The sequence below is a fragment of the Balneola vulgaris DSM 17893 genome (assembly GCF_000375465.1).
GTDB classification, from domain to species: domain Bacteria; phylum Bacteroidota; class Rhodothermia; order Balneolales; family Balneolaceae; genus Balneola; species Balneola vulgaris.
On sequence record NZ_AQXH01000001.1, the window covers coordinates 126,549 to 151,755 of the forward strand.

The following is a 25,207-nucleotide window of genomic DNA, read 5'->3' on the forward strand; positions in this document are numbered from 1 at the left end:
CTATGACAAAAGAAAACGGAGCGAAGTCTCAATATATAGCGGTTGCGGGTAATATTGGTGCAGGTAAATCTTCACTCACAAGTTTATTAGCCAAGCACTTTCAATGGGAAGCTTTTTTTGAATCGGTAGATGATAACCCATACTTAGCCGATTTTTATGAAGACATGCGCAGGTGGAGTTTTAATCTGCAGATCTACTTCCTGAGTAGTCGATTTCGCCATCAAAAAGAGATGCTCGAAAATAGAGTGAGCTTAATCCAAGATCGTACCATCTATGAGGATGTGGAGATTTTCGCGAAGAACTTACACGAGATGAGTTTAATGAGTGATCGCGACTTCACAAACTATGAAGCGTTGTTCCACGAGATGAGCTACTACCTTCGTCCCCCAGATCTTCTTATTTACTTACGTGCGCAAGTACCTACACTGGTGCGTCAAATTCAACAACGTGGGCGCGATTACGAGAACACCATCCGCATTGATTATCTAGAGCGCTTGAATCGCCTGTATGAGGATTGGATCGACCGTTATCCGCACGAGAAGTTGATTATAGAGACCGATGATCTCGATTTTGTGAACAACAACGAGGACCTAGGAAAGGTTATAGAGCAAGTAGATAAGCGATTATTTGGCTTATTTAATTGATTGTACGCAAGTGCTATAATCCTTATATTAGCAAGCTATAGTGGAGACGTTCTATGTTGAAGTTTAAGATCTTTGAAATTCCTGAAGGCCAAAGCCAGAGGACTGTTGAAATCAGCAGTGATGATATCGATACAGGTGAACTTCCTTTTAAAGGAGGAACAGTTGATATCGACTTCTATCGGACCCCTCATTTCATTCAAGCTAAGTTTGAAGTGGAAGGCACAGTTGAGTTAGTCTGTGACCGTTCGCTCGACACCTTTGATCATACCGTGAATACACAGTATGAGGTGTTATTTAAAGCTGAAGAAGTGGAAGAGTCTGCCGAGGAAAGTGGAGCCATCAGAAATATAGATATTAATTCGAAGCAAATAGATTTAGAGCAAGATGTACTTGATAGCATTATGCTCAATCTCCCTGTAAAGAAATTACATCCCAGATACTTGGATGATGACGGAAACCCAAAAGAGTATGTGAACCAAAAGTTTGGTGAAGATACCGAAGAGGAAGAAGACACAATTGATCCGAGATGGGAAGCATTAAAGGAACTAAAGAAATAATTATTTAAGTAAATAAATGGCACATCCAAAGCGAAAAACCTCCAAATCACGCAGAGACAAACGCCGTTCACATCATGCTATTTCAGATGTAACATTGGCAAAATGCTCAAATTGTGGAGAGCTACACCGTTACCATCACGCATGTTCAGAGTGCGGACATTACCGCGGTCGTCAAGTTACAAAAGCTGCTAACTAAACTAGCTATATCATGATTGTTGCCGTTGATGCAGCCGGAGGTGACCACTACCCAAAAGCTCCTGTTGAAGGGGCTTTATTGGCTATAGAGGAAAACTCTGAACTTACTGTACTACTATTGGGGCCTAAAGCTCAAATAGAAAAGGAACTGGAAGGAAAGCAGTACGACTCTAAGCGCGTACTAATTCAAGATGCTCCACAAGTAATCGGGATGGAAGAATCTCCGTCTTCAGCTGTAAAAAACAAACAACAATCATCTATTGTAATTGGTATGGGGCTGCATAAAGCGGGCAAATGCCACGCTTTTGTTAGTGCCGGGAATACCGGGGCGCTATTAGCGGCTTCAACTTTTATTTTAGGCAAACTCGAAGGAATTTTACGCCCTACTATAGGTGCGTACTATCCTACCGAAAAAGGATTCCGTCTTCTTATTGATGCGGGGGCTAATTTGGAATTAAAACCAGAAGTAGCTCAACAATTCGCAAAGATGGGGCAAGTATACTGTAGCAATGTGCTTGGTATCGAAAACCCAACCTTTGGTTTACTAAATGTAGGCGAAGAAGAAGAAAAAGGGACGGAGTCTTTAAAAGCTATTCATCAACATATCAAAGAAATGCCAGGCTTTGTAGGTAATCTCGAAGGCAAAGATATTTTGCCGGGTAAAGCCGATGTATTTTTAACTGATGGTTTAGTGGGTAACATACTTCTCAAATTTGGGGAATCTATACCTGCCACTATCATGAAGTTGGTGGAACAAGCAATTGCTCAACTCGATGTGGATAAAGCAGAGTTGGGTACCGCCATTAAGATACTGAAAACCTCTTTAGCACCATTCGATTACGAACGGGTTGGAGGCGTGCCCTTTTTAGGAGTAAACGGGGTTAGTATTGTAGGGCACGGCGGAAGCTCTCCATTGGCCATCAAGAACATGATTAAAAGTGCTGTAACTTGCGTTGAAAACGACGTGAACGGCAAAATCGTAGCATCTCTAAACTGAAAAACTCCTTTATGGAAGTAAAACGAGCAAAAATTACTGCCGTTGGGCATTATTTACCCGAGTACAGAATGACAAACGCTGAACTCGAGACAATGATGGACACCAACGATGAATGGATCAGAACACGTACAGGGATTCAGGAACGTAGAATTCTAAAAGACGAAGACAAAGCTACCGCATTTATGGGTTGTGAAGCGGCAAAAGAAGCCCTTCAAAGAGCGGATGTTAGTGCAGATGAGATCGACTTAATTATCTTAGCTACAGTAACACCCGATTACTTTTTCCCAGCTACGGCTTGTCTTGTTCAAAATATGTTAGGTGCTAAAAAAGCTTTTGCCTTCGATTTATCTGCGGCTTGTTCGGGTTTTCTATATGCCCTAAGTACTGGTTCTATGTACATCGAAGCAGGCAGAGCTAAGAAAGTGTTGATTATCGGTACGGATAAAATGAGTTCGATCTTAGATTACACCGATCGTACTACTAGTATCTTATTTGGCGACGGCGCAGGTGCTGTGGTATTGGAAGAATCAACCGACGAGACTGGAATCATTGATCAGATTCACTACACCGAAGGGGATGTGAACTGCGCATTATATCAGCATGCTGGTGGAAGTTTAAACCCAGCTACTCAAGAAACTTTAGACAGTCGTCAGCATTACCTCACGCAAGATGGTCGTGCGGTTTTCAAAAAAGCGACGATGGGTATGGCCGATGTATCTCTAGAAATTATGGAGAAGAACGGCTTAACTCCTGATGATGTGGCATGGTTAGTTCCGCATCAAGCAAATTTACGTATTATCGAAGCTACCGCTAAAAGAATGGGGCTTTCATCTGAAAAAGTGATGATTAACATTCAGAAATATGGTAACACCACCGCAGGTACTATTCCTCTGTGTTTATACGATTGGCAAGATAGACTCAACTATGGAGATAATTTAATACTATCTGCCTTTGGTGGAGGATTCACTTGGGGATCAATCTATTTAAAATGGGGAATTAAGTAATGAGTACAGCTTATTTATTTCCAGGACAGGGATCACAGTTTGTGGGCATGGGAAAGGATCACTACGTTTCAAATCCTGAGTTCGCTAAGTATGTAGATCAAGCAAATGAAATTTTAGGAATCGACTTAAAGTCGGTGCTATTTGAAGGACCCGAAGAAAAGCTTAAGCAAACTGAGTATACTCAGCCAGCTATTTTCTTGCATTCAGTAGCTCTTTTTAAAACCCTTGATGCCAAACCAGATATGGTTGCAGGGCATAGTTTAGGTGAGTTTTCTGCTTTAGTAGCATGTGGAGCTGTGAGCTTCGAAGATGCATTAAAGATTGTACGCCGTAGAGGTGAATTGATGCAAGCAGCTGGTACTTCAAACCCAGGAACAATGGCGGCCATTATTGGAATGGACGACGACAAGGTTGAAGAAGTATGCGCTCAAGCAACAGAAGCTACCGGCAATGAAGTGATTGCAGCTAACTACAACTGCCCCGGGCAGTTAGTGATTTCTGGTTACATCGATGCAGTTGAAAAAGCAGTAGAGCTGGCTAAGGAAAACGGTGCTAGAATGGCAATGATGCTTCCAGTTTCAGGAGCCTTCCATTCATCATTAATGCAACCGGCTTACGACGGATTGAAAGAGTCGTTAGAGAATTTGGAGATTAAGACTCCTAATTGTCCTATTTATAGTAACTATACCGCTCAGCCTACAACCGATGTAGAAGAGATTCGATCTAATTTATTAAATCAATTACTGAATCCTGTGCGTTGGACTCAAACCCTCCAGAACATGATGGAGAACGGTGCAGATGCATTTGTTGAAGTAGGTCCGGGTAAAGTGTTACAGGGATTAGTAAAAAGAACGAACCGAAAGGCTCAAATTTCGGGTCATCAATAAGGAAGTATTATGGGTTTATCATTAGAAGGAAAAGTATGCTTAGTAACAGGTGGTAGCCGTGGCATTGGCCGCTCTATCGCGCTTCGTTTAGCTGAATTTGGTGCAGATGTAATTATCACCTATGCTCGCTCGGCCGACGCTGCTAATGAAGTAGTTGCTGAAATGGAAGCAAAGGGAAGTAAAGTAAAAGCGATGCAAGCTGATGCTGTGAATCTCGCTCAAGCCGAAGAAGTAATTGCAAGTATTACTGAAGAGTTTGGTAAAATCGATGTGATTGTAAACAATGCAGGCATCACAAAAGACAACCTGATTTTACGCATGACCGAAGAGCAGTGGGATGATGTAATCACCACAAACCTTAAGAGTGTATTTAACTATTCGAAGGCAGCAGCAAAGCCAATGATGAGAAATCGTGGCGGATCAATAATCAATATTAGTTCGGTTGTTGGAATCTCAGGAAATGCTGGCCAAACAAATTATTCTGCATCAAAAGCAGGTATAATCGGCTTTACAAAGTCGTACGCGAAAGAATTGGCATCTAGAGGAATTCGTGCAAATGTAATTGCTCCGGGTTACATTCTAACCGATATGACTGATCAACTAGATGAAAAAGTATTAGAGGGAATAAAAGCAGAAACGCCATTAGGCCGTGCGGGTAATGCCGACGAAGTGGCCGATGCGGTTGTGTTTTTAGCTTCCGATATGAGTACGTATATCACCGGAGAAACCATCCGAGTTGATGGCGGAATGGCAATGTAACTGCTTGTTGCAGATGCTGTCATGAATTTTTAATTTCAATAACTTTAGTTAAACAAAACTACTAAAACCTAAAGGACACAATATGTCACAAGATGTAGAATCAAAAGTAAAAGACATTATCATCGACAAGCTTGGCGTTGATGAATCTGAAGTAACAGCTGACGCTAACTTCACAAACGATCTAGGTGCAGACTCATTAGATACCGTTGAGCTTATCATGGAATTTGAAAAAGAGTTTGATGTAAGTATTCCTGACGAAGACGCTGAGAACATTGCCACTGTAGGAGATGCAGTAAGCTACCTTTCTGGTAAACTCTCTTAAAATACTTATTACTTTATGACAACACGTAGAGTCGTTGTAACAGGAATTGGCGCTCTTACCCCTATAGGTAAGAGCGCACCTGATTTTTGGAATGGTTTAATTTCTGGGAAAAGTGGAGCAAGGCCTATCGAACATTTCGATACTACTGATTTTGCTACCAAATTTGCCGCTACAATCCCTAATTACGATACTTCCGATTATTTCGAAAGAAAGGAAGGACGTAGATTAGATAATGTTGCGCAATATGCAATCATTGCCTCTGATGAAGCTATCGCAGATTCTAAAGTAGATCTTGATGCTATTGATAAAGACCGTGTAGCCGTAATGGTGGGTACCGGTATTGGTGGCATGAAGACCTTCTATGACCAGTCCATATCTTTAAACGAGCGTGGACCTCGTGGAGTGTCTCCATTCTTCATTCCAATGTTAATACCAGATATCATTGCTGGCCAAATCTCAATACGTCATGGCTTTAGAGGCCCTAACTATTGTGTGGTTTCAGCCTGTGCTACTGGTTCTCATAACATAGGTTCTGCTTACGATGCTATCCGATATGGTATGGCTGATATGGCAGTAACAGGTGGCTCGGAAGCCCCTGTAACCGAAATAGGAGTGGCTGGCTTTAACTCTATGAAAGCCATGAGTACTCGAAATGATGACCCAGAAGCGGCATCACGTCCATTCGATAAGAACAGAGATGGTTTTGTACTTGGTGAAGGTGCAGGTATCTTTTTCTTAGAAGAATATGAAATGGCTAAAAAGCGTGGAGCTCGCATTTATGGTGAAATCGTAGGCTATGGCTACTCAGCTGATGCTTACCACATTACTGCACCAGATCCTGATGGCGGTGGAGTAATGTTAGCTATGAATACTGCTTTAAACGCCGCTGGCATCAAGCCGGAAGATGTAGACCATATTAATATGCATGGAACTTCTACACCTCTAGGCGATATTGCTGAAACCAATTCGATTAAGAAAGTATTTGGTGATCATGCTAAAAACATCAATTTGAATTCTACAAAATCAATGACTGGGCATACTTTAGGGGCTGCTGGTGCTATTGAAGGTGTGGCTTCATTATTGGCTATTTACCATGGTATGGTTCCTCCAACTATCAATTTGGATGACCAAGACCCAGAGTGCGACTTGAACTACACAGCGAATAAAGCTGTAGCTAGAGAAGTGAGATACTCATTAAACAACGCTTTCGGATTTGGTGGACACAATTCCACATTGGTATTTAAGAAGTTCGAAGAATAATTTTTTATGCCTTCTTGGTTACGACGCTTATTTAAGAAGAACGAAGTTCAGTTAGATTCGGATGTAACACAACGGCTAAAAGCTATTGAAAGGATCATCGGTTTTACAATCGATGATCCTTCTTTATTTTTAAAAGCGGTTCGTCACCGTTCCACTCTTTCCCAAGAGCAATATGCCTCTCACGACTCTTATGAAAGACTTGAATTCTTGGGTGATGCGGTACTCGATTTAATTGCCGCTGAAATCCTATTCGAAAAATTCCCCAAAAAAGACGAAGGGTTTTTAACAAAAACGCGTGCTAAACTCGTTAAAGGCGATACTTTAGCGAAGTTCTCAGAACACTTAGGCATCGATAAGATTTTAGAAGTAGGCGAGCGTAGCCCTAAATCGGATGTATCTAAAAGTATATTAGCCGATGTATTTGAGTCGCTAATTGCCGCAATTTATATCACAAAAGGTTATGAAAAAGCCTTCCACTTCGTTTCCAATGTAATTGAGAAACAAGTGAACTTTGATAAGCTTGTAAACACGCTCGACAACTATAAGAGTGCGCTTCTGGAGCTAACCCAAGCGGAAAAGAAAAGCCTACCTAAATATAAACTCGTGTCTGAATCGGGACCGGGTCATGATAAGATCTTTGAGATCAAAGTTATTGTGGATGATATCGAACTGGGTGTAGGTAAAGGCAGAAGCAAGAAAAAGGCCGAACAAGAAGCGGCAAGAATGGCTTTAAAAACTCTTGAACACATCCATAACTGATTTGTTTTTTGGCTGATTTACCACGATTCTTAGCCGTTACTAAGATAAAATGTTCAACGGATCAGGAATGCTCGTGCAGCTAATAAAACCAGAATTTGAAGAGCTTATCCAAGCTAAAGATTGGGTAGGCCTAAAGGACGTACTCTCAGACGTTCCTCCTGTAGATATCGCTGATTTATTAGTTGAGCTAGATGGCGATATCGCGGTAGTTATTTTCCGACTCCTCAAAAAACCAATTGCCGCCGACGTTTTTTCGTACTTGCCTTCCAATAAAGGTGTGGAGTTGCTTGAGCTTTTTAACAAGCAACAGCTGAGTGATGTAATGGTAAACCTTGAGCCTGATGAGCAAGTGGCTCTGATGGAAGAATTGCCAGGGCACTTAACTCAGCGTGTAATGAATTCCATGAACTTGGAAGATCAGAAACAGGTGAAGAAGCTACTGGGCTATCCGGAAGATAGCATTGGTCGTTTGATGACTCCTCGCTATGTGCGGATTAAGTCTGACTGGACGATTGAACGTAGCATGAAGCACATCCGTAAGTATGCAGAAGTAGCCGAGACCTTAAACCGTATTTATGTAGTAGACGACAATGAGTTTTTGATTGATGATCTTCGGTTAACAGAATTTATTTTAGCCGATCCCGAAGATGTTGTTGAGTCTATCATGGACCGTTCTTTTGAAGCATTGATGGCTTATGAAGATCAGGAGGAAGCCGTAAAGATGTTTGCAAAGTACGATCGTGTGGCTCTTCCCGTAGTGGATACCGATGGTATCTTAGTGGGTATAGTAACGGTTGATGATATCATTGATGTTGCTGAAGAAGAGACTACCGAGGATATGCAGAAGATGGCCGGTATGGATGCACTGGATGATTACTATTCGCAGACGTCCATTTTTGGTTTAGTGAAGAAAAGAATTGGCTGGTTGATCGTTTTATTTGTTGGGCAGATTTTAACGGCCTTAACGATGAGTGGGTATGAAGAAATACTTAAACAAATTGTACTCTTATCTTATTTCGTGCCTCTTCTTATTGCCAGTGGAGGGAACTCAGGCTCACAAGCTGCAACCCTAATTATTCGTGCTTTAGCTACCGACGATATTAAATCAGATGGGTGGAGGAAAGTGCTTTCTCGAGAAGTACTCTCTGGTTTATTGCTAGGTACACTCTTGGGCATACTGGGCTTTATCACACTCATAGCATGGGGATTAATTGGTGGCGACCCTTTAAATCAAGAACTGATACTGAAAGCTTCAGTAGTAGGTTCAAGTTTATTACTCATTGTTCTTTTTGGGAATATCACTGGAGCAATGTTACCTTTCCTATTATCGAAAGTAGGTTTGGATCCCGCCGTTTCCTCGGCTCCTTTTGTAGCAACTTTAGTGGACGTAAGTGGGATAATTATTTACTTTTCGATTGCAGTGTTTTTACTAAGTGGAATTTTACTTTAATAGCGTATAACAGATGAAAGCATATCTCGATCTTGTCCAAAATGTATTGGAAAATGGAGTCAAAAAAGAGAACAGAACTGGAACCGATACAATCTCAAATTTTGCTGAATTCTATAAGGTTGATTTGTCAAAAGGTTTTCCGCTATTAACCACTAAAAAGGTTTTTTTTAGATCTGTAATTCTTGAATTGCTTTGGTACTTAAGAGGTGAGGACCATATTCGCTGGCTAAGAGATGAAAACGATTGCCACATTTGGGATGCTTGGGCCGACGAAGACGGACATGTAGGACCTATCTATCCTGTGCTTTGGAGAAGATTCCCTTACTTAGAAAAAGAAACGGTTCGTTTAGAAGGTAATGGTTGTGCTTTTGAGCATGAGACTTGGGTTCGAAAAGAATTTGATCAAGTACAGAATGCCATTCATATGCTTAAAACAAATCCTAATAGTAGAAGGATTGTTGTAAGTACTTGGCACCCTGGATTGTTAGGCGAAATGGCCTTACCACCTTGCCATATCATGTACATCTTTAATGTGGCGAATGGAAAACTAAACTGCCATTTAACGCAACGTTCAGGTGATATCGCATTAGGTATCCCATTTAACTTGGCATGCTATTCAGCGCTGACGATGGCCATTGCTCAAGAAGTGGGTTTAGAGCCTGGTACTTTCGCCCATACTATTGTTGATGCTCACATCTATGAAAACCACGTGGACGGACTAAAGGAACAATTGAAGCGTGAACCCAAAGAGCTTCCAACTTTAGAAATTGCAAATAAGCCTATTGATGAGTTAACATTTGATGATTTCAAATTACATGGATACGACCCTGATCCGCTCATCAAATTTGAGGTTGCAGTATGATTTTAACCATAGTTGTTGCCCACGATCCAAATCTAGTGATTGGGAAAGAGGGAGGCTTACCTTGGCGTTATCCTGAAGACTTAAAGCACTTCAAGAAAACAACCCTTGGTGGCACTATGATTATGGGTAGAGGGGTATTTGAAGAGCTAAACGAAATCCCATTACCCGGCCGTAAGAACATCGTGTTGTCTACAACTAAGACCTATGATAACATAGACACCTTTACGTCCTTAGAAGCCGCGCTAGAGTCTTTAAATGAAGAGGAAGTGTTCATCATTGGAGGCGGAGTGCTTTATAGACAGGCCATTAAGATGGCAGATAAAATGGTAGTGACGCAAATCAAGAAAGAGTATGACGGCGATACCTATTTCCCCGAATATAGAAATGAAGTAGGAAAAGTTTGGTTGGAAGTGAGTCGTGATGAAACCGACGACTTAATTTTTCTAGAGTATAAAAGAGCCGAGTTATAAGCTATTAACCCATTCGGTTAAAGTTCTCAAAAGACTTTAACGCACATAATAGGAGAAGTTCAGAGTCGGGATGATCTGTAACTCGTACCGTTTTTCTTTTAAAATTTTCTAGAATGCACACGCCATTGGAGTCGAGTAGAAGCCACCTTCGGCTAAAGGCACTAAATTTCTTCCAGTAGAAATAATGGTGTCCAATTTGTATGGTTGCCTTTTTTTGGAATCCACTGTACTGAATCTCGCCAACTATTTTTTTAGTCTTACTATTAATTATCAAACTAGACGGCCGAATGATGCCCTCCGATTCAAACAAGTATTTATTGCCGTTTAATGTGGCTAGTGTAGTAAGCGTTATATTTAAAGTCTTCAACTGTCCAGCTAAAGCATCGTTATGAAAGATGTAGGTATATTTTGACAGAAAAGGCTTCTTCCACGTGTAGATGGTACTCATAGAATAAATTTCAGTTACTTAGGATTCTTGTCAATTCTATGATTCTCAAACATTTCACCAGCAGCTTTCAATAGTCCTAAAAGTCCAATACCAAATACAATGGTACCAAACGACATCTCTTTGATAATGCTTTCCTCACTTTCTATATATAATCCAGCTATTCCAATTCCAATAAAATAGAGGCTCATAACCGCAATACAGATTAAAGCAATTTTGCCTTTTTTGGGGTCTTCCCAAACCCGTTGAGAGATTTTATTTTGAGTAGTTGTGGTGTCTTGAAGAGTAGAAAGGCTGATTGCCAATCCACCGAAAATAAGTGCGTTGTTATAAGGCTCCCATATGCTTTCAAAGCCGTTAAAATAGGGTTGAAGTACATAATACATCGCTACCACTAAAATGGGGTATTGAGAGTAGCTAATAGTGTGAAAGAGTTTAGTGAAGTTCATGCTATTCAAACGTCTAAGTATTTACTTTAAAAGATTTCCCTTGCACTTTCCAAAGTACATACCCGCAAAATATTCCTTGTAGCGTGAAAATGAATACATTATTTGTGATATGGCGCTGAACGTCATGTATTTCAAACGAGAATGGTGCTAACACGATATATAATGAGGCTAGCAAGAAGCTACACATCAACCCAAAAATGATAGAGCCTTTTAAGGTTTTAAGTGCCGCATCATGATTTAAATAAAGCCAATAAGTTGGAATAGCTCGTACTATTTCAACAATAAAAATGATCAAAGCCTTAGAAGATGAAGCTTCTTCGCTGCTTAAATCTGGTATACCTATTATATCTTGAATAAACGAAGATGTGAAAAAGCCAATAACAACACCTACAAAAAGGGATATGGCTACAAGTAAAATGTTTAATAAATGTTTTGGCATAGAACTATAATTAAGGGGTGATTATAGACTCATAGAGGATTCCGTTAAAATCATATTTGGTGATGCATTTCGATACTTTCTTTGCGTTTGCGGAAGAGTTGATATGCATAGTTATAGAAAATATCTCGTTATTGATCATCATTTTAGTAACCCGGTGACTCTATAAATCCCATTATTTTTAAAGGATTAATTAACTCCAAAATCTTGTAACAGACAAATTGAAAATTTTGTGAGACTTATGCTTAGCTTAAACCGTCTATAGCAATGATATTATGAATTAAAGAAGGAATAGAATGCCAAAACTTGTCCGCTTAATAGGTTTATTGTTTGTAGTAGTTAGTATGAGTTCGCCTATGATATTGGCTCAACAAAATGCAGAATTCAGTATGATGGAGATTGAACAAGCTACTCTAGAGATACTTAAAGGAACGGATGAAGTAGAGGTGAAAGAATTCGTAGCTAAGTACCGTTCTATTAATTCAAATTTGTCGGAAGATGCCTTTCAACAACGCGTGACCCAAGTTCGCACAACTCTTCGGCCATACTTAGGGGGTGTTGGTATTTCAGGAAGTCCTGAAGGGTTAACCTTCGAATTTTCGAGTGATAAAGGATCAAAGAATTTAGTATTGCTCATAGACGGAAAAGGAATTCTGAATATGGAAGTGCTTGAGCCAAAGCCCTTACCGGTTGTTACCGAGGAAAATATTCATAGTGTAATAGATGACTTGGAAGCGCAAGGGGTATCGGGACTTCTATTTGCTCGTAAAAGGGGAGAAGAGATTATTGCGCGACCTTTTGGTTACGCGAATGCTTCTTTAGGAATAAAAAATAATAGAAATACCATTTTTGGAACGGGTTCTCGTCCCATCGACTATACCGTTGCTGCCATTTTATTGCTCGACCAACAGGGTAAATTAAATGTAGAAGACCCAATTACATCCTTCTATGAAAATGTACCTGATGATAAAAAGAGCATGACGGTTCAACATTTGATGACTGGTAGGTCTGGTCTGCCTGATTTCTTTGATATCGAAAGTGATTGGGATGCCGATCTAGCTTGGATTGATCGAGAGACGGCGGAACAACGCTTATTAAACATCTCATTAATATTTGAACCGGGTACTAGCCGTGAGCACTCTCATGCTGCTTTTGGGTTACTTGCGGCGATCATTGAGCGTCTATCAGGGATGAGCTATTATGCATTTATCAGAGAACATTTCTTAGATCCAGCTGGAATGAGCCGCACAGGAGAGTATGGGGAGCATCGAGGTTTAGCACTTGAGGATTTTGCTGTGGGTGGGGGACCTGAGATAGTTGGTATTCCGAATATTCCACCAAATTGGGGCCCTACATCTTGGTTAATAAAAGGCAGTGGTGGTATGTATAGCACTCTTGATGACCTTAGAAAATTCTATGACTACGTGTTATCTGGCAAGGTATTGGATAAAGAACATCAACGAAGGTTTCTTGGTGAATCCATTCAGTTAGATGGATCGATGCGAGGCTTTGAATTATTTAGTATTCATGCACCTCAAAAAGACACTGAGCTTTACCTATTTCTTAACAACATCGTGGATATGGGCATGATGCGCGACTATATGCGAGCTTTAGAGAAAATGGTGATGAGCGATGGGGAATAACTAAGTAGTTATTTACTGTTTCCAGAACGAAGGTGAGAATATGATTAGCACGGTAAAGATTTCTAAACGGCCAATCATCATAAGCATAATCATTACCCATTTTCCTAGATAAGGCATTTTTGCAAAGCTATCGGTAGGTCCAAATTCTCCCCAACCCGGGCCAATATTACCCAGTGCAGCAATACTTGCGCCCGCTGAAGTCATGATATCGTAGCCAAACAGGGCTATGATAAAGGCACCAGCTGCAAACATGAACATGTACAAGATGAAGAAACTAAGTACGGTTCGTTGAATATTTTGCGAAATTGCTTGGTCGCCAATTCGAACCGGTAAAATAGCTTTAGGATGGATGATTTGTTTAATCTCACGTCCTGAATTTCGAATTAGGATCATCCATCGTGCCATTTTAATTCCACCACCGGTAGACCCAGCACTACCTCCTGTAAAGAAAAAGAGGAGGAGTAGAAAAGCTCCGAATGAATACCAGAGTTCGTAGTCATCGGTGCCAAAGCCTGTAGTAGTAATAATGGATACGGCTTGGAAGGCGCCATAGCGGATGGCTTCAAGAATACTGTATCCATCGAAGAACCAAAGAGAGAACGATACTCCGATAATTCCAATCAAACAGATCAGGGTATAAAAACGAGTTTCACGATGAGCAAAGAATGGCTGGAATTCACCGCGTAGTAATCTAAAGTGCATGGCGAAATTGATACCTGCCAAGAACATGAATACGGTAATCACAGCATCGATGTACCCACTGTTGAAGGCTTCTACACTGGTGTTCTTAGTAGAGAACCCTCCTGTAGCTAAAGTAGCCATAGAATGGTTTATAGCGTCGAACCAGTCCATACTAGGATGAATCCATAGTAAAAGGAATTCAAGGGCTGTAAAGGCCACGTATGCAACCCATAACAGCTTTGCAGTCTCTTGAACACGTGGGGTTAGTTTATCGGCAGTAGGCCCGGGGGACTCGGCTTGAAATAACTGCATCCCACCAATTCCAAGTAAGGGAAGTATAGCGATGGATAACACAATGATTCCCATACCACCCAACCAGTGTGCTAGTGAACGCCAAAACAGAAAACTCTTGGGTAAGTCTTCAATGGATGGGTTAATGATACCTGTAGTGGTGGTGCCTCCTAAAATGGTAGATCCGGTGGTGGATAAACCACTCATGGTTTCAAAAACGGCATCGGTGTAGTTCGGGAGGATTCCAGAGATTGTAAACGGAAGAGCGCCTACCAATGAAAGCACGAGCCATGTTAAACTTACAACCAGAAATCCTTCACGTATTCGAAGTTCTTCTTTAGGCTTGAACATATACCAAAGTCCGCCACCAAGGGTGAAGGCTATACCCGCTGAAACCACAAAAGAGAACCAAGTGTCTTGCCCATAAATTAAATCGATGCCCGCAGGTAATAGAAGTGCAAAGCCCATAAAAAAGACGAACGCACCTAGTACCCCCATAACTACCAAAAAGTCGATGGTAGGACGGTTAAAAGCATTGATTGAACTCTTAGGCATTACTAAAGAGCTTAGTTACTTTATCGATAGCATCAGGTAAACAGAACACCATAACACGATCGTTTGCATTAATTACTGTGGTACCTGTGGCAATTTCAACCGATCCATTACACAGAATTCCACCAATGATACATCCTTCAGGAAGCTTCAATTTTTGAATCTGTTTTCCAATTACTTTAGACTTTTCTGAAACCAGTAGTTCTATCACTTCGGCTTTGATACCCCGAAGTTCAGTAACTGAAATTACCTGTCCACTGCGTACATATCGGTGAATTTCGTTGGATGCGGCTACTTTTTTGTTAACAACTGCATCTAGCCCAATGGTTTGACTTAGAGGAATGAAATCGGGCTTTGAAACTAAGGCCACGGTCTTTTTAACATCTAAGTGCTTTGCCATTAGGCAGGAAATGATGTTGGATTCCTCATCATCGGTTACAGCTATAAAAGCATCCATATCTGTAATCCCTTCAGCAGCAAGTAAATCGGGATCCGTTGGGTTACCATGAAGAATCATGGCATTTTTAAGTTCAATAGCGAGTTCTTCAGCCGTATCGTAATCTGGTTCGATGAGCTTAATTGACCAATTTTTCTTCTGATCGCCACATAATAGACGAGCAATCATAGAACCAATGGCTGAACCACCTGCAATCATAATTCGATTCAGCTCCGTCTCATTCTTTCCAGTAGTCTCAATAATTGCAGGAATATCTTCGGTTTTAGCCAGTATGAATACCTGATCAAAGGTTTGTAGACGAACTGGACCACGTGGCATCAAAGTTAGTCCACGACGGGCAATAGCAACAATACGAAAGGTGATATCTGAATGCTCTGAGGCATAATCGATAAGGGTTTTGCCGATAAGAGGGGAGTTGCGATCTAAACGAATTCCCACTAACTGCATTTTATCTTCGGCCAGGTTGATAACATCACTAGCAGCCGAGCGTCTTAGCAGTTGAGCAATTTCATGAGCGGCACTCAATTCAGGGTGAATCATCACATCAATGCCTAAATCGGTTGCTTTTAGAGGCGAATTGCGGTGCGAAAATTCATCATTACGCACTCGAGCAATTACCATCTTAGCACCCAGTTTTTTACTGATCATTGAGGCAATCATATTTACCTCATCAACACTGGTTACGGCAATAACAATATCGGCATCTGAAACTCCAGCATCGGCTAAATCTTTAGCGGATGTCGCATTTCCTTCTTTAACTAAAACGTCTAAGGTATCCGATGCTTTTGATAGGCATTCTTTCTCACGATCTAAGACAATGACATCGTGTTTTTCTTTTGAAAGTACGCTAGCCAGGTCATAACCAATTTCTCCGGCACCAATTATAATGATCTTCAAAAGATGTGATTTTGAGTGATTAAATATGAATCAAAGCTACTATGTTTTTAGGTGAAATGAAAGGAATCACCCAAGTACGCAGCAGCCTAGATTACGCTTAAATGTCTACTCAGTAATGATAATAATATCAATGGAAATAGGGGTAGATCGAGCTACTTTCTCGTCTGATACTTGAACGGTAAATCGGTTTTCCCCTTTCACAAGTTCTACACCAAGCTGTTGCCCAGTTCCAATGGTTTTACCTCTTTTCTTCCAAGTGTAAACTACATCGGTAGATTCTCTATTTACATTTGGTGCTCTTAGTATAAAGCTTGGGTTAGCTGGGTTCCATTCAATGGTGCGAGTTTCCACAGCTTCAGTAAAAGCGAGTTGTGGCACTACTTGAATAGGGAATACCTGAGCAGTGAGTTCAACACCATCCTGAATGTATGCAAGTGCTAGAGTCTCTTCACCGGCTCTTTGTGCAGTCCAAGTAAGCTCATAACGGCCTCTATTCTTAAACCTCCAAGGATTGTTCATTCGGATATCAGGTAAAGATAGTGCACCTCCCTCGGCAATGAGCTTTGGAAGATCAGGGTTCGCTACAGGAAGGGGTAGTGGTATAAATTCAACAATGGCTGAATCCACTGAATTTGGTAATCCACGTCCATCATCCTGAATAAGCGTTACGGTATATCCTTGTGGATTCACCGCTTTGAATGTTGGAGTAGGGATTGGCTCGCCATCCAACAACCACGTAGTACTCACTAAGTCACCATCACGATCTTGACCTAAACCGCTTTGGAATGATACCGTCTGGTTTAAGTACACTTTTTCAGGTGCAACAATAGAAGGAGAAGGCTTACTGTTCGCAAAGAACCTTTTTTCCTGAACTACCTTATTGTTTGATGCAGAACTGTTGTCGGTGATTTCTAAAGTGATAACATGCTCACCTGGCTCAATAGCTTTGATGATTTCAGCAGCATTATTACTTACATAGCCATCATCCAAGTACCATTTGTATTCTTTGATATAACCATCTGGATCTGATGATTGTAAAGCGTCTAGTTTTAAGTCGGTTCCAGCCGCTACATTTTCTGGTAATTCCCAAGCAATTACAGGAGGAGCGTTTACTTTTATTGATTTAGTTACGCTTACCGTATTACAAGTGGTTTCCTCGTTCGTTTGAATTTCTAGGGTAACTAAGTATTCACCCGGTTGATCAAATCTATAGGAAGAATTAAGTCCTTCAAGAGTTTCTTGTCCGTTCTCTGAGTCAATAATCCATTTTGCAGTCTTCACACCGCCCGCAGCTTGTGAAGCAGTACCGTCTAAAGTAATAACCTCACCTGGTTCGGTGTACTCTGGTAGCTCAAATATGGCCTCAGGGCCTTCAACTACATTTATGGTTGTAGTGGTTTGGCTAACGTTGCTACAGCGTCCTGAACCAGAACCTTCTACGGTTAAGGTAACACTATAAATTCCTGGCTCAGTGAAGATATGATCGATAACCGGACCAGTATGTGATTTGCCATCACCGGTATCCCAACTGAATGAAGGGAGGTTTCCAGATGGATCGGTACTTTGTGAACCATCAAATCGAATACTCTTATTAACACATACCGTTGTTTCTGAAGCAATCAATTTAGCTACTGGCGAGCCTTCAATGATAACTGGGATTTTGGTAACAGACTGCTGGCCAGAGAATCCGTCATCAAGTGTAAGTTTAGCTTCATACACACCCGGTTTCTCGTACACATAAGTTGGGTTGGCTTCTTCAGAAGTCACTCCATTTCCAAAGTCCCACTTAACGGAAAATGGATCACCGTCTGGGTCAAAACTCTGTGAGCTGTTAAATAAAACGGTTTGTCCAGTACATGATGCAATTTCAGGCTCAACCACAGCTTTAACTGGGCGATTGATAAGTACTCGAATCGACTCTGTAGTCACACTATTTTTTAACCCTAGTCCATCATCAACTGTTAAGCCAATAAAGTGAACACTAGGCTCAGGTGCTTGCCATGTAAATGAGGATTCATTTCGCTTACTACCATCTGGTAAAGTCCACTCGTAACTCAGTGGGTTGTTATCTAAGTCGTAACTATTTGTAGCATCAAGTTTAATCGACAGTGAATTAGATCTAAGAACCGTTTCGGTGATAATAAGTGGTTGGTGATTCACTTTTAACTCACCACGAATGGATGATGAGGAGTTTGGTAGTTTTTCACTATCTACAACCGTTAAGGTAAATCCTTGTGGACCACTTTCTCTGAATATCCTCTGAATTTCACGACCTCTTAGGGTTATACCGTCATCAAACTCCCAAATATACTGGCCAATTTCTCCATCAGGATCATAAGATTGGTCGGCATTAAATTTGATCTCTGTATTTGGTGACACAAAGTCTAAGTCGGAAGTCCATACTGGTACAGGAGGGGTGTTTACACGAATGCGCTTTGTTTTGATGCCTTCAGCTAATTCGTAACCTGAATCATCCTTAACTCTTAATGAGATATTCGCATTACCGGTCTTATTGAGTTGGGTTGTAAGCGTTCTACCAGTTCCAATCAGTTCACCTTCGTTATACCACTCATAACTTGTAATAGTCCCGTCTTCATCAAAACTTGCACCACCATCTAAAGTAAAGGGTTCATTAGGCCCTACAACTACGGGTGCTGTGAAATCTGCTTTAGGGTACTTGTTGATGATTAACACATGTTCTGCAGATCGCACACTATTTGAGAGACCTTCACCATCATTTACTTGTAATGTAACGCGATACTCACCTGCTTTAGCAAAGGTATGAACTACACGAGCTCCTGTTGCACGATTGCCATCCCCAAAATCCCATACATAATTATCTAAAGATGACTCGGTGTCTTGGCTTTGTTCAGCAGAGAACACAACCTTCGAACTTGAAGTCATTTTAGCGGCTGTAATCACCGGCATAGGAGGGGTGTTAATGCGAATTTTCTTTGTTAACTCTTGAACAGAATTACTTACACCTCGACCATCATCAACTACAAGCTTTACATCAAATATGCCTGGCTCACTAAACTGAAAAGAGGCAAGTGCTTCATTCGAGATGAGGTTATTGTTTACAAACCAACGGTATTGTAATGGGTTTCCATTAGCATCAGATGATTCGGTGGCATTTAGAGCGATTCGATCACCAGGAGCTGCTTTTTGCTGTAAGGTAAATACAGGTATAGGTGCAGCGTTCACCTCATAGTTTTTGGTAACCGTATAGATGCTGTTACTTGATCCAGAACCATCATTAAGGGTTAGACTGATTGGGTACGTACCTGGATCAGTGTGGTTAATGGTAACCGCATTTTGATTTTTAGCTCCTGTTAAACCAACCCCAGACCACATAATTTGAAGATTGTCGTTATCAGCATCCGTTTGATAGGCAATGGAAGCTTGTACTTCTTCGTCGGTACCAATCAGTGGGGTTACATTTATCTCGGCATAAGGCTGCGTGTTAACACGAATAGTAATTTGTTTTTCGTCTACTGAACAGCTTGGATTTGAACCACCATCAGAAACACGAACAGTAACGGTATAATTACCCGATATAGTACTAGAAAAACGATACGTAGGGCTATTGCCACGAGGCGAGCCATTTACAAACCATGAAAAGGAAAGAGGTTTACCTTCAGCATCAGATGATCCATTTGCATTAAGCGTGATGCTTTCAGAAGGGGAGATCACCGTTTTAGGAGCACTTAGTACCGCTACGGGTGGAGTATTGATAAGTACCTGTTTGCTATACTCAAAATACTCAGGTAGTAGAGAACGATTGTTAGGAATTAGAACGGTAAGATTGAATGTCCCAGGGCGCTCAAATCCAATAGAAGGGGTTCTACCGGATGCAATTTGAGTATTGTTAAGCATCCATCGGGCATTGCTTAGCTCAGCGTTTGTAAAGTTGTTCCCTGCTAATTCAAAATTCTTATCAACGCAACCCATTGTAGGCACTTCATTGATATTCAATAATGGCTTCGTTTCTTCATCGGTAATGAAGGGCTCCATTAACCAAAGTACAGGCTCTTGAAAGCCATACACAGTAAGCGTATTAATACGATCTCTCGATCCTGAGATGGTTAAACCCCAAGAGTTTTCAATACCATATTTTTGGGCAGGAATACCTGATTTATTTAAATCATACTCCTCGCCAAAGGAATCCATTTTTCGAACGCGAGAATCTTCTTGTCCACTTACCACTAAACGTGGAGATTCGCCTGCATTTAAATTGTAGGGCTTTAATTGAAATAGAGAACTGTTTCTAGAATTGAAAACACCAATACTGAGATCAACCGCGATAATTTTCCAACTATTTCCGGAGAGTATTTCACCTGTTGGAGAAACCACTCTAAAACTGAAACTGTTTACATCATCACCACCATCGGTGCTTACTCTAACTATAAATCCATTTGAGTTCGATGCGGGTAAACTTGCGAGTGTGCTCCATCTATTTATATAACGTTCTTCGTTTAAAGTAGTGAGAGACTGGAGGGGGGAAGTAGTAACTTGTTTTGATCGGATGCCATCATCTATGAGATTATATGCGGCATCAAATTCATATAAACTGAAAGTGGTGTTGGTATTTGGAGTGTTCTGTGTAACCACATCTACCGCGCCACCTAATGCGGCATCATAAACTTCTAGGCGGCCTTCAGGAGCACCTGCTAGAGGTTTAATCCAAATATCGTATACGTTTCGAGTGTCCCCACTTTGAACGGGGGTATTTTTACCCGAAATAGATAAATACACTTCTTGAGCAGAAGCTGCTGTTCCAATACATAAAAAAGTAAGAACGAGTGTTAATCGTTTTATCATATGGACCCAATCCTTATTACTGAACCGTATAAATTTTATTCAACGTAGCCGTATCCTTTTGATTGGTTTTAAATGTAACGGAAAGTTTGCCTTGTTGCACGCTCATTGTTACCCCCCATCTACCCTGAGAATCGGTTTTTACGATTTTAACATTATCTTCATTTTTTAGCTCAACTTCCATCTCCGGATATGCTAATCCCGTAATTGTTACCGGCGAAGTTGATGGCCTAATGGTAGAAGATATTTTTGAACCATTCAATTTAATATTAAATAAATAGTTTTCATTCAACTCTGCGATTCTTAATCGCTTGGTTGTGGTGTTTTTTGAGTTGTCGGTCGCCTTAATTTCTACCGTTTCATCATTACTTGCAATTTGAACAATCGTTGAAAAACTACCGGATGTAGACACATTTATTGCTTTACCGTCTACCGTAACTTTTGCATCGGGCTCGGTAGTACCTTCTAGGGTCACCGTTTTAGTTGAAGTGAAGAATATATTCCCTTCAAATGCCGATCCAAAAATAGGAGGGGCTTTGGTGTCTTCGTTACGAATAACACGCATCACTTCCGAAAAAGGCCCTTTCAATCCAAGGTTATCAATCGACTGTACTTTTATATAGGTAATACCCATAGGTAAGTTGTTGAGTTGAAGACGGTTATTGCGCGTTTCCACCTTCGTTACATTTTGATTGAAACCATAAGCGGTACTGTATTCAATATTATAGGAAACAGCGTTTGGTACCGTTTTAAAGTTTAACACATACGAGTTGGTATATATGATGGTGTCTTTGCGCTGTGTGAGGTATTCAGGAGCATCTAACAATTTTACAGGCGCAATAGGAGGGGCATTATTTCGAACTATAGTCCCTTCGTTCTTACCAATAGTAACGATTACATTATTTGCAGATACTTGAGCACTTCCGTCATAATTGGTCAACTTCACATCATTATTACCTGGATTCTCGGCATAAAAATTTTGAGAATTTAATTCAGTAGTAGAGCTTCCTGCATTTAGGATATAAGTACTTCTTTCTTTTCCTGCAGCCGATAACTTAGAAAGCAACCCACCTTCAATAAGTGTGATTTCTGTATCAGCACTTTCATCTAATTTATCAATCCTTGATTTTCGGATTACAGCCGTTGTTTGCGGGTTGATAATGATGCTACTTCCATCTGTAAAGGCAACGGTGGCGTAACTTTTCTCAGCGGTCTTAACCCCATCTGATTCTTCAAATAAGTCACCGATGATAGCTTCTTGCCAATCAGCTAATAGACCTTTTCTTTTATCTACTTCACCATCTTTGGCTGTAAGCTGTGCTTGAACGGCAACTAATCGATTGGACTGAATGGTTTGCTCTAGGGTGTCAACCATGCCAACTAAGGCGGTTCCTAAATCTACAGCTTCATCTAAATTACCATCCCGTATTGCAGCTAAGTAGCTTGATATAGTCTGATTTACTGTATTGAGTTGTTCACGAGCAAAAATAGAAGCGCCTTGAGCTATTAAATCGTTTACTCGTTCTTCTTGCTCTTCGAATCTAAGGGATACACGAGAAAGGGCATTAAGCCTGATGATATCTGCCGAAGATAGAGTGAATTTATTCTCGGATATATTGTGGTCTGCCACGGATACTAATACAGGCCAGTTTAATGAATTGCCTGCATAACGTTGTGCCATTTCTTTGAGTTGATCGGCTGAAAAGCTCACCTCTTGTTGAGCTGTACTTGTTTGAATAAGGAGTACTGAAAATAAAAGGGCTAGTACAAATTTCATTAATTCTTTGAATGTATTCTTGGGAAAATAAGAGTGAATTTACTTCCTATTTCTGGGGTAGACTCTAATTGGATATCACCATCATGGCGCTGCATAATTTCTTTCACATAAGCTAAACCAAGACCAGTACCTTTTTCGTTGGCGGCTTTAAGATTAGATTTAACACGGAAGAACTTGTCAAATACTTTGTTTTGATCTTCCACACTTATACCAAAGCCGTGGTCCATTACACCGATAGATATTTGTTCTTCTTCAGCTACGATATCGAATTCAATTTCACGACCCGGATCACCATATTTAATGGCATTACTTAATAGGTTTTGAACTGCATCAAATACTAGATCTTTGTCACCTTCAAATACAAAATCATTTCCTGTTGTATTTACTTTTGTAGTGAGTTCTTTACTTGTGAGTAAAGGCTTGGTTAATGATCTAACTTCCTTAACAATATTCAGCATGTTCACATTGCTAATATCAATGCTAGTATTTCCAGCTTCTAATTTCTGAACTTCTAAGAATCTATTTACTAGTTCATTCATTCTTTCCCCAGAATTAAATACTTCTGAGATAAGAACTTTAGATTCTTCCATACTCATGCTATCACTGTCCATAATTAGCTTAGATAAGCCAACAACACCAGTAATAGGATTTTTAAGTTCATGAACAATCACATTAATCATATCATTACGCTTGATATCTAGTAAGCGATCTTGAGTCTTATCGTGAATAATCACATAAGCCCCAATCTGTTTTCCATCTTCATCAATAATGGATAGATATTGGTAGTCGTAGTAATAATTTACCCCGGTATCTGAAATATGCGTGAGCTGTGCTTGATCAACTTTAATGGTAAAAGGGTCGGGGTAATGAATACTTTGCGATGATTTTTCAACCTTTATATCGGTATGCCCAAGTACATCTTTGAGTGTTGTGTTATTAGGATTGAGTTTTAAATTCTCAAGTAGACTAATGAACTGATTATTTAAGAAACTGAATTGATTGTTGTCGTCAATAATGGCTACTAAATCTTCCGAATAGGTAACCATATATTTATTCTTCCACTCTTCCAGAATAATTTTTTCGACATTCAATTTTTGATAACGCTTTAGGGTCTCTCGAATATTTTCAAGCGTATCGTGCATAGGTTGAAATTCGGGGAGAGCTACCGCTTTAATTTTGTGGTCGAATTCTAATTTCGCTAAGTAGTCAATATCATCAAGTAGTTGCTCGATAGGGCGGTTAATGCGTTGGCTTACATACCAACTAAATACAAGCATAAATAGAAGAACAGCCCCAGCAGTAGCAAGAGAAAAGGCTTTAAGCTGTTGAACTGGTTCAAGAATAAAAGTCTCTTCAATGGCGATAAGGTGCCAGAATGGGATGGTTTCAAATCTTGAAGATAGGATATACCAGTTTTTACCATTTAGTGGAATTTCTTTTTCATTACTAAAGCTAGCCTCACCAATCAGTTCTTTTGGGAAATCGAAAGTAGCGTCATTAATTATGTTTTCCCCTGAGGCACTTAAAATATTCGCTTCATACTCACCACCCAAAGGAATTGTAATCAGATTTTCACGCAACCTTTGGGCATTAAAGTACATGGTTACCCTAAATATGTTATCTCCAATTTGAAAAGCGCGATCTGCTAGGAAAAAATCAACGGAGCGATTTGGAGCATGATGCCAAGCGGTATTGATAGAAGGATTAATTCTCGAGGAATACCACGATACTTCATTAATGGTGAAATCAATTTCAGAAAATTGAGCTTTAACTACATTTACAGTCTGGTCGCTTTGAGTGTCGGAAATAAGAACCCGCATTAAACCGGGTGTGTAGTTAATAGCTTTGTTTACAATTTCAGCGGTTTGAGCAGGGTTTTGTGCAAGGTCTTCTGACAATCGAAGGGTAGAGTTTAGCCAAATTCTAAGAGTGTTATCGGTTTGCCTTAAAGTGTACTCCTGTAATTGTGAAACGATGGTAGTACGCTCTTTAACTACAGCTTCTTGGTATCGCGGAAGTACGAAAATCCAGATTAATGCAACAGCCGCTAATATCAGTATAGATGATATTAGAAATATGCGATCTCTTAAAGTTAAGTTTTTATACATCTTATAGTATAAATTGAAATAATTTGACTAAACAACAAGTTCTTATTTTAAATACAATTTTTGTATTAGAAACCTATCATATTCAAACACACCTATTTTGAGCTATTAATAATTAGATAACATTCAGGTAATGATATCTTGAGCTAGGATGATGATCATCAATCACAGCAAATGTAGTATGATGATTATTGGAAATGATTTTAATAGCAAGGCCAAACTAGTACTTCAACTCATTCTCGAGTTTAGTGAGGCAGAAATTGATAAACGGGTATCTGTGGCCGACATTTCAGAAGCATTCTCATCAGATAAGACAGAAATTAAGAATATAATCGAATACCTCGATTCAAGAGATTGTATTAAAATAGAGACTTTTGGTGGACCGTATCTATACGGTGATGTCACTATTACAAAAAAAGGCATTGTTAAAGCACAGAAATAGAAAAGGCTCCCGAAGGAGCCTTTTTTGTGATAGGAATAAAGTGATTAT

23 protein-coding genes are annotated in these 25,207 nt (G+C 40.2%); 15 read left to right on the forward strand and 8 right to left on the reverse strand.

Annotated features, from left to right (window positions below):
* Window positions 1–2: 2 nt before the first annotated feature.
* From B155_RS0100585 to B155_RS0100640, 13 genes are all read left to right on the forward strand, one after another.
* A complete protein-coding gene (locus tag B155_RS0100585; protein WP_018126284.1) occupies window positions 3–644 on the forward strand; it encodes a deoxynucleoside kinase in 642 nt (213 codons plus the stop codon).
* Between the two features lie 53 nt (window positions 645–697).
* The gene (locus tag B155_RS0100590) at window positions 698–1,201 is read left to right on the forward strand and encodes a YceD family protein (protein WP_018126285.1); all 504 of its coding nucleotides are present in this window, start codon (window positions 698–700) and stop codon (window positions 1,199–1,201) included.
* 16 nt (window positions 1,202–1,217) lie between these two features.
* Window positions 1,218–1,397: a 50S ribosomal protein L32 gene (gene rpmF, locus B155_RS13705; RefSeq protein WP_071594788.1), complete on the forward strand. Its 180-nt coding sequence runs from the start codon at window positions 1,218–1,220 to the stop codon at window positions 1,395–1,397.
* A gap of 12 nt (window positions 1,398–1,409) precedes the next feature.
* Complete coding sequence (gene plsX, locus B155_RS0100595; protein WP_018126286.1) at window positions 1,410–2,393, forward strand: phosphate acyltransferase PlsX; 984 nt, start codon at window positions 1,410–1,412, stop codon at window positions 2,391–2,393.
* 11 nt (window positions 2,394–2,404) lie between these two features.
* Complete coding sequence (locus tag B155_RS0100600) at window positions 2,405–3,397, forward strand: beta-ketoacyl-ACP synthase III (RefSeq protein ID WP_018126287.1); 993 nt, start codon at window positions 2,405–2,407, stop codon at window positions 3,395–3,397.
* A complete protein-coding gene (gene fabD, locus B155_RS0100605; protein ID WP_018126288.1) occupies window positions 3,397–4,284 on the forward strand; it encodes an ACP S-malonyltransferase in 888 nt (295 codons plus the stop codon). Before B155_RS0100600 ends, fabD begins: the two co-directional genes overlap by 1 nt.
* A 9-nt stretch (window positions 4,285–4,293) precedes the next feature.
* Window positions 4,294–5,043 carry a 3-oxoacyl-[acyl-carrier-protein] reductase gene (gene fabG / locus B155_RS0100610; RefSeq protein ID WP_018126289.1) on the forward strand — a complete coding sequence of 250 codons (750 nt, stop codon included), beginning with the start codon at window positions 4,294–4,296 and terminating at the stop codon, window positions 5,041–5,043.
* Between the two features lie 82 nt (window positions 5,044–5,125).
* Entirely contained in the window at window positions 5,126–5,365 is a 240-nt protein-coding gene (locus B155_RS0100615) for an acyl carrier protein (protein ID WP_018126290.1), read from the forward strand.
* 15 nt (window positions 5,366–5,380) lie between these two features.
* Entirely contained in the window at window positions 5,381–6,625 is a 1,245-nt protein-coding gene (gene fabF, locus B155_RS0100620) for a beta-ketoacyl-ACP synthase II (RefSeq protein ID WP_018126291.1), read from the forward strand.
* 6 nt (window positions 6,626–6,631) lie between these two features.
* Window positions 6,632–7,384 carry a ribonuclease III gene (gene rnc / locus B155_RS0100625; protein WP_018126292.1) on the forward strand — a complete coding sequence of 251 codons (753 nt, stop codon included), beginning with the start codon at window positions 6,632–6,634 and terminating at the stop codon, window positions 7,382–7,384.
* A gap of 49 nt (window positions 7,385–7,433) precedes the next feature.
* Window positions 7,434–8,834: a magnesium transporter gene (gene mgtE, locus B155_RS0100630; protein ID WP_018126293.1), complete on the forward strand. Its 1,401-nt coding sequence runs from the start codon at window positions 7,434–7,436 to the stop codon at window positions 8,832–8,834.
* A gap of 13 nt (window positions 8,835–8,847) precedes the next feature.
* Entirely contained in the window at window positions 8,848–9,696 is an 849-nt protein-coding gene (locus tag B155_RS0100635; protein ID WP_018126294.1) for a thymidylate synthase, read from the forward strand.
* Window positions 9,693–10,166, forward strand: coding sequence for a dihydrofolate reductase (locus B155_RS0100640; RefSeq protein ID WP_018126295.1), 474 nt, complete (start codon window positions 9,693–9,695; stop codon window positions 10,164–10,166). Before B155_RS0100635 ends, B155_RS0100640 begins: the two co-directional genes overlap by 4 nt.
* A gap of 4 nt (window positions 10,167–10,170) precedes the next feature.
* On the opposite strand, the gene B155_RS0100645 is transcribed toward B155_RS0100640, so the two are convergent.
* The 3 genes from B155_RS0100645 to B155_RS0100655 are packed head-to-tail and all read right to left on the reverse strand — an operon-like array spanning window position 10,171 to window position 11,499.
* Entirely contained in the window at window positions 10,171–10,614 is a 444-nt protein-coding gene (locus tag B155_RS0100645) for a hypothetical protein (RefSeq protein WP_018126296.1), read from the reverse strand.
* Between the two features lie 14 nt (window positions 10,615–10,628).
* Complete coding sequence (locus tag B155_RS0100650; RefSeq protein ID WP_018126297.1) at window positions 10,629–11,060, reverse strand: hypothetical protein; 432 nt, start codon at window positions 11,058–11,060, stop codon at window positions 10,629–10,631.
* A 13-nt stretch (window positions 11,061–11,073) separates the two neighbouring features.
* Window positions 11,074–11,499, reverse strand: coding sequence for a hypothetical protein (locus B155_RS0100655; RefSeq protein WP_018126298.1), 426 nt, complete (start codon window positions 11,497–11,499; stop codon window positions 11,074–11,076).
* 293 nt (window positions 11,500–11,792) lie between these two features.
* Between B155_RS0100655 and B155_RS0100660 the strand changes: the two genes are divergently transcribed.
* Window positions 11,793–13,139, forward strand: a complete 1,347-nt coding sequence (locus B155_RS0100660; protein ID WP_018126299.1) for a serine hydrolase domain-containing protein — start codon at window positions 11,793–11,795, stop codon at window positions 13,137–13,139.
* A gap of 12 nt (window positions 13,140–13,151) precedes the next feature.
* Here the strand turns inward: B155_RS0100660 and B155_RS0100665 are convergent, their stop codons facing one another.
* From B155_RS0100665 to B155_RS0100685, 5 genes are all read right to left on the reverse strand, one after another.
* Window positions 13,152–14,666 (reverse strand): TrkH family potassium uptake protein, encoded by a 1,515-nt coding sequence (locus B155_RS0100665; RefSeq protein WP_018126300.1) that lies wholly within the window; start codon window positions 14,664–14,666, stop codon window positions 13,152–13,154.
* Window positions 14,659–16,017: a Trk system potassium transporter TrkA gene (gene trkA / locus B155_RS0100670; RefSeq protein ID WP_018126301.1), complete on the reverse strand. Its 1,359-nt coding sequence runs from the start codon at window positions 16,015–16,017 to the stop codon at window positions 14,659–14,661. Before trkA ends, B155_RS0100665 begins: the two co-directional genes overlap by 8 nt.
* Window positions 16,018–16,122: 105 nt before the next feature.
* Window positions 16,123–20,838, reverse strand: coding sequence for a PKD domain-containing protein (locus tag B155_RS0100675; protein WP_018126302.1), 4,716 nt, complete (start codon window positions 20,836–20,838; stop codon window positions 16,123–16,125).
* Between the two features lie 16 nt (window positions 20,839–20,854).
* Window positions 20,855–22,612: a FecR domain-containing protein gene (locus B155_RS0100680; protein ID WP_018126303.1), complete on the reverse strand. Its 1,758-nt coding sequence runs from the start codon at window positions 22,610–22,612 to the stop codon at window positions 20,855–20,857.
* The gene (locus B155_RS0100685) at window positions 22,612–24,720 is read right to left on the reverse strand and encodes an ATP-binding protein (protein ID WP_018126304.1); all 2,109 of its coding nucleotides are present in this window, start codon (window positions 24,718–24,720) and stop codon (window positions 22,612–22,614) included. Before B155_RS0100685 ends, B155_RS0100680 begins: the two co-directional genes overlap by 1 nt.
* A gap of 178 nt (window positions 24,721–24,898) precedes the next feature.
* Between B155_RS0100685 and B155_RS0100690 the strand changes: the two genes are divergently transcribed.
* The gene (locus B155_RS0100690; RefSeq protein ID WP_157464689.1) at window positions 24,899–25,159 is read left to right on the forward strand and encodes a hypothetical protein; all 261 of its coding nucleotides are present in this window, start codon (window positions 24,899–24,901) and stop codon (window positions 25,157–25,159) included.
* Window positions 25,160–25,207 lie beyond the last annotated feature (48 nt).

Coding starts and splice junctions, on each gene's coding strand:
- B155_RS0100585 (WP_018126284.1), top strand. CDS start 3: ATGACAAAAGAAAACGGAGCGAAGTCTCAATATATAGCGGTTGCGGGT.
- B155_RS0100590 (WP_018126285.1), top strand. CDS start 698: ATGTTGAAGTTTAAGATCTTTGAAATTCCTGAAGGCCAAAGCCAGAGG.
- rpmF (WP_071594788.1), top strand. CDS start 1,218: ATGGCACATCCAAAGCGAAAAACCTCCAAATCACGCAGAGACAAACGC.
- plsX (WP_018126286.1), top strand. CDS start 1,410: ATGATTGTTGCCGTTGATGCAGCCGGAGGTGACCACTACCCAAAAGCT.
- B155_RS0100600 (WP_018126287.1), top strand. CDS start 2,405: ATGGAAGTAAAACGAGCAAAAATTACTGCCGTTGGGCATTATTTACCC.
- fabD (WP_018126288.1), top strand. CDS start 3,397: ATGAGTACAGCTTATTTATTTCCAGGACAGGGATCACAGTTTGTGGGC.
- fabG (WP_018126289.1), top strand. CDS start 4,294: ATGGGTTTATCATTAGAAGGAAAAGTATGCTTAGTAACAGGTGGTAGC.
- B155_RS0100615 (WP_018126290.1), top strand. CDS start 5,126: ATGTCACAAGATGTAGAATCAAAAGTAAAAGACATTATCATCGACAAG.
- fabF (WP_018126291.1), top strand. CDS start 5,381: ATGACAACACGTAGAGTCGTTGTAACAGGAATTGGCGCTCTTACCCCT.
- rnc (WP_018126292.1), top strand. CDS start 6,632: ATGCCTTCTTGGTTACGACGCTTATTTAAGAAGAACGAAGTTCAGTTA.
- mgtE (WP_018126293.1), top strand. CDS start 7,434: ATGTTCAACGGATCAGGAATGCTCGTGCAGCTAATAAAACCAGAATTT.
- B155_RS0100635 (WP_018126294.1), top strand. CDS start 8,848: ATGAAAGCATATCTCGATCTTGTCCAAAATGTATTGGAAAATGGAGTC.
- B155_RS0100640 (WP_018126295.1), top strand. CDS start 9,693: ATGATTTTAACCATAGTTGTTGCCCACGATCCAAATCTAGTGATTGGG.
- B155_RS0100645 (WP_018126296.1), bottom strand. CDS start 10,614: ATGAGTACCATCTACACGTGGAAGAAGCCTTTTCTGTCAAAATATACC.
- B155_RS0100650 (WP_018126297.1), bottom strand. CDS start 11,060: ATGAACTTCACTAAACTCTTTCACACTATTAGCTACTCTCAATACCCC.
- B155_RS0100655 (WP_018126298.1), bottom strand. CDS start 11,499: ATGCCAAAACATTTATTAAACATTTTACTTGTAGCCATATCCCTTTTT.
- B155_RS0100660 (WP_018126299.1), top strand. CDS start 11,793: ATGCCAAAACTTGTCCGCTTAATAGGTTTATTGTTTGTAGTAGTTAGT.
- B155_RS0100665 (WP_018126300.1), bottom strand. CDS start 14,666: ATGCCTAAGAGTTCAATCAATGCTTTTAACCGTCCTACCATCGACTTT.
- B155_RS0100675 (WP_018126302.1), bottom strand. CDS start 20,838: ATGATAAAACGATTAACACTCGTTCTTACTTTTTTATGTATTGGAACA.
- B155_RS0100680 (WP_018126303.1), bottom strand. CDS start 22,612: ATGAAATTTGTACTAGCCCTTTTATTTTCAGTACTCCTTATTCAAACA.
- B155_RS0100685 (WP_018126304.1), bottom strand. CDS start 24,720: ATGTATAAAAACTTAACTTTAAGAGATCGCATATTTCTAATATCATCT.
- B155_RS0100690 (WP_157464689.1), top strand. CDS start 24,899: ATGATGATTATTGGAAATGATTTTAATAGCAAGGCCAAACTAGTACTT.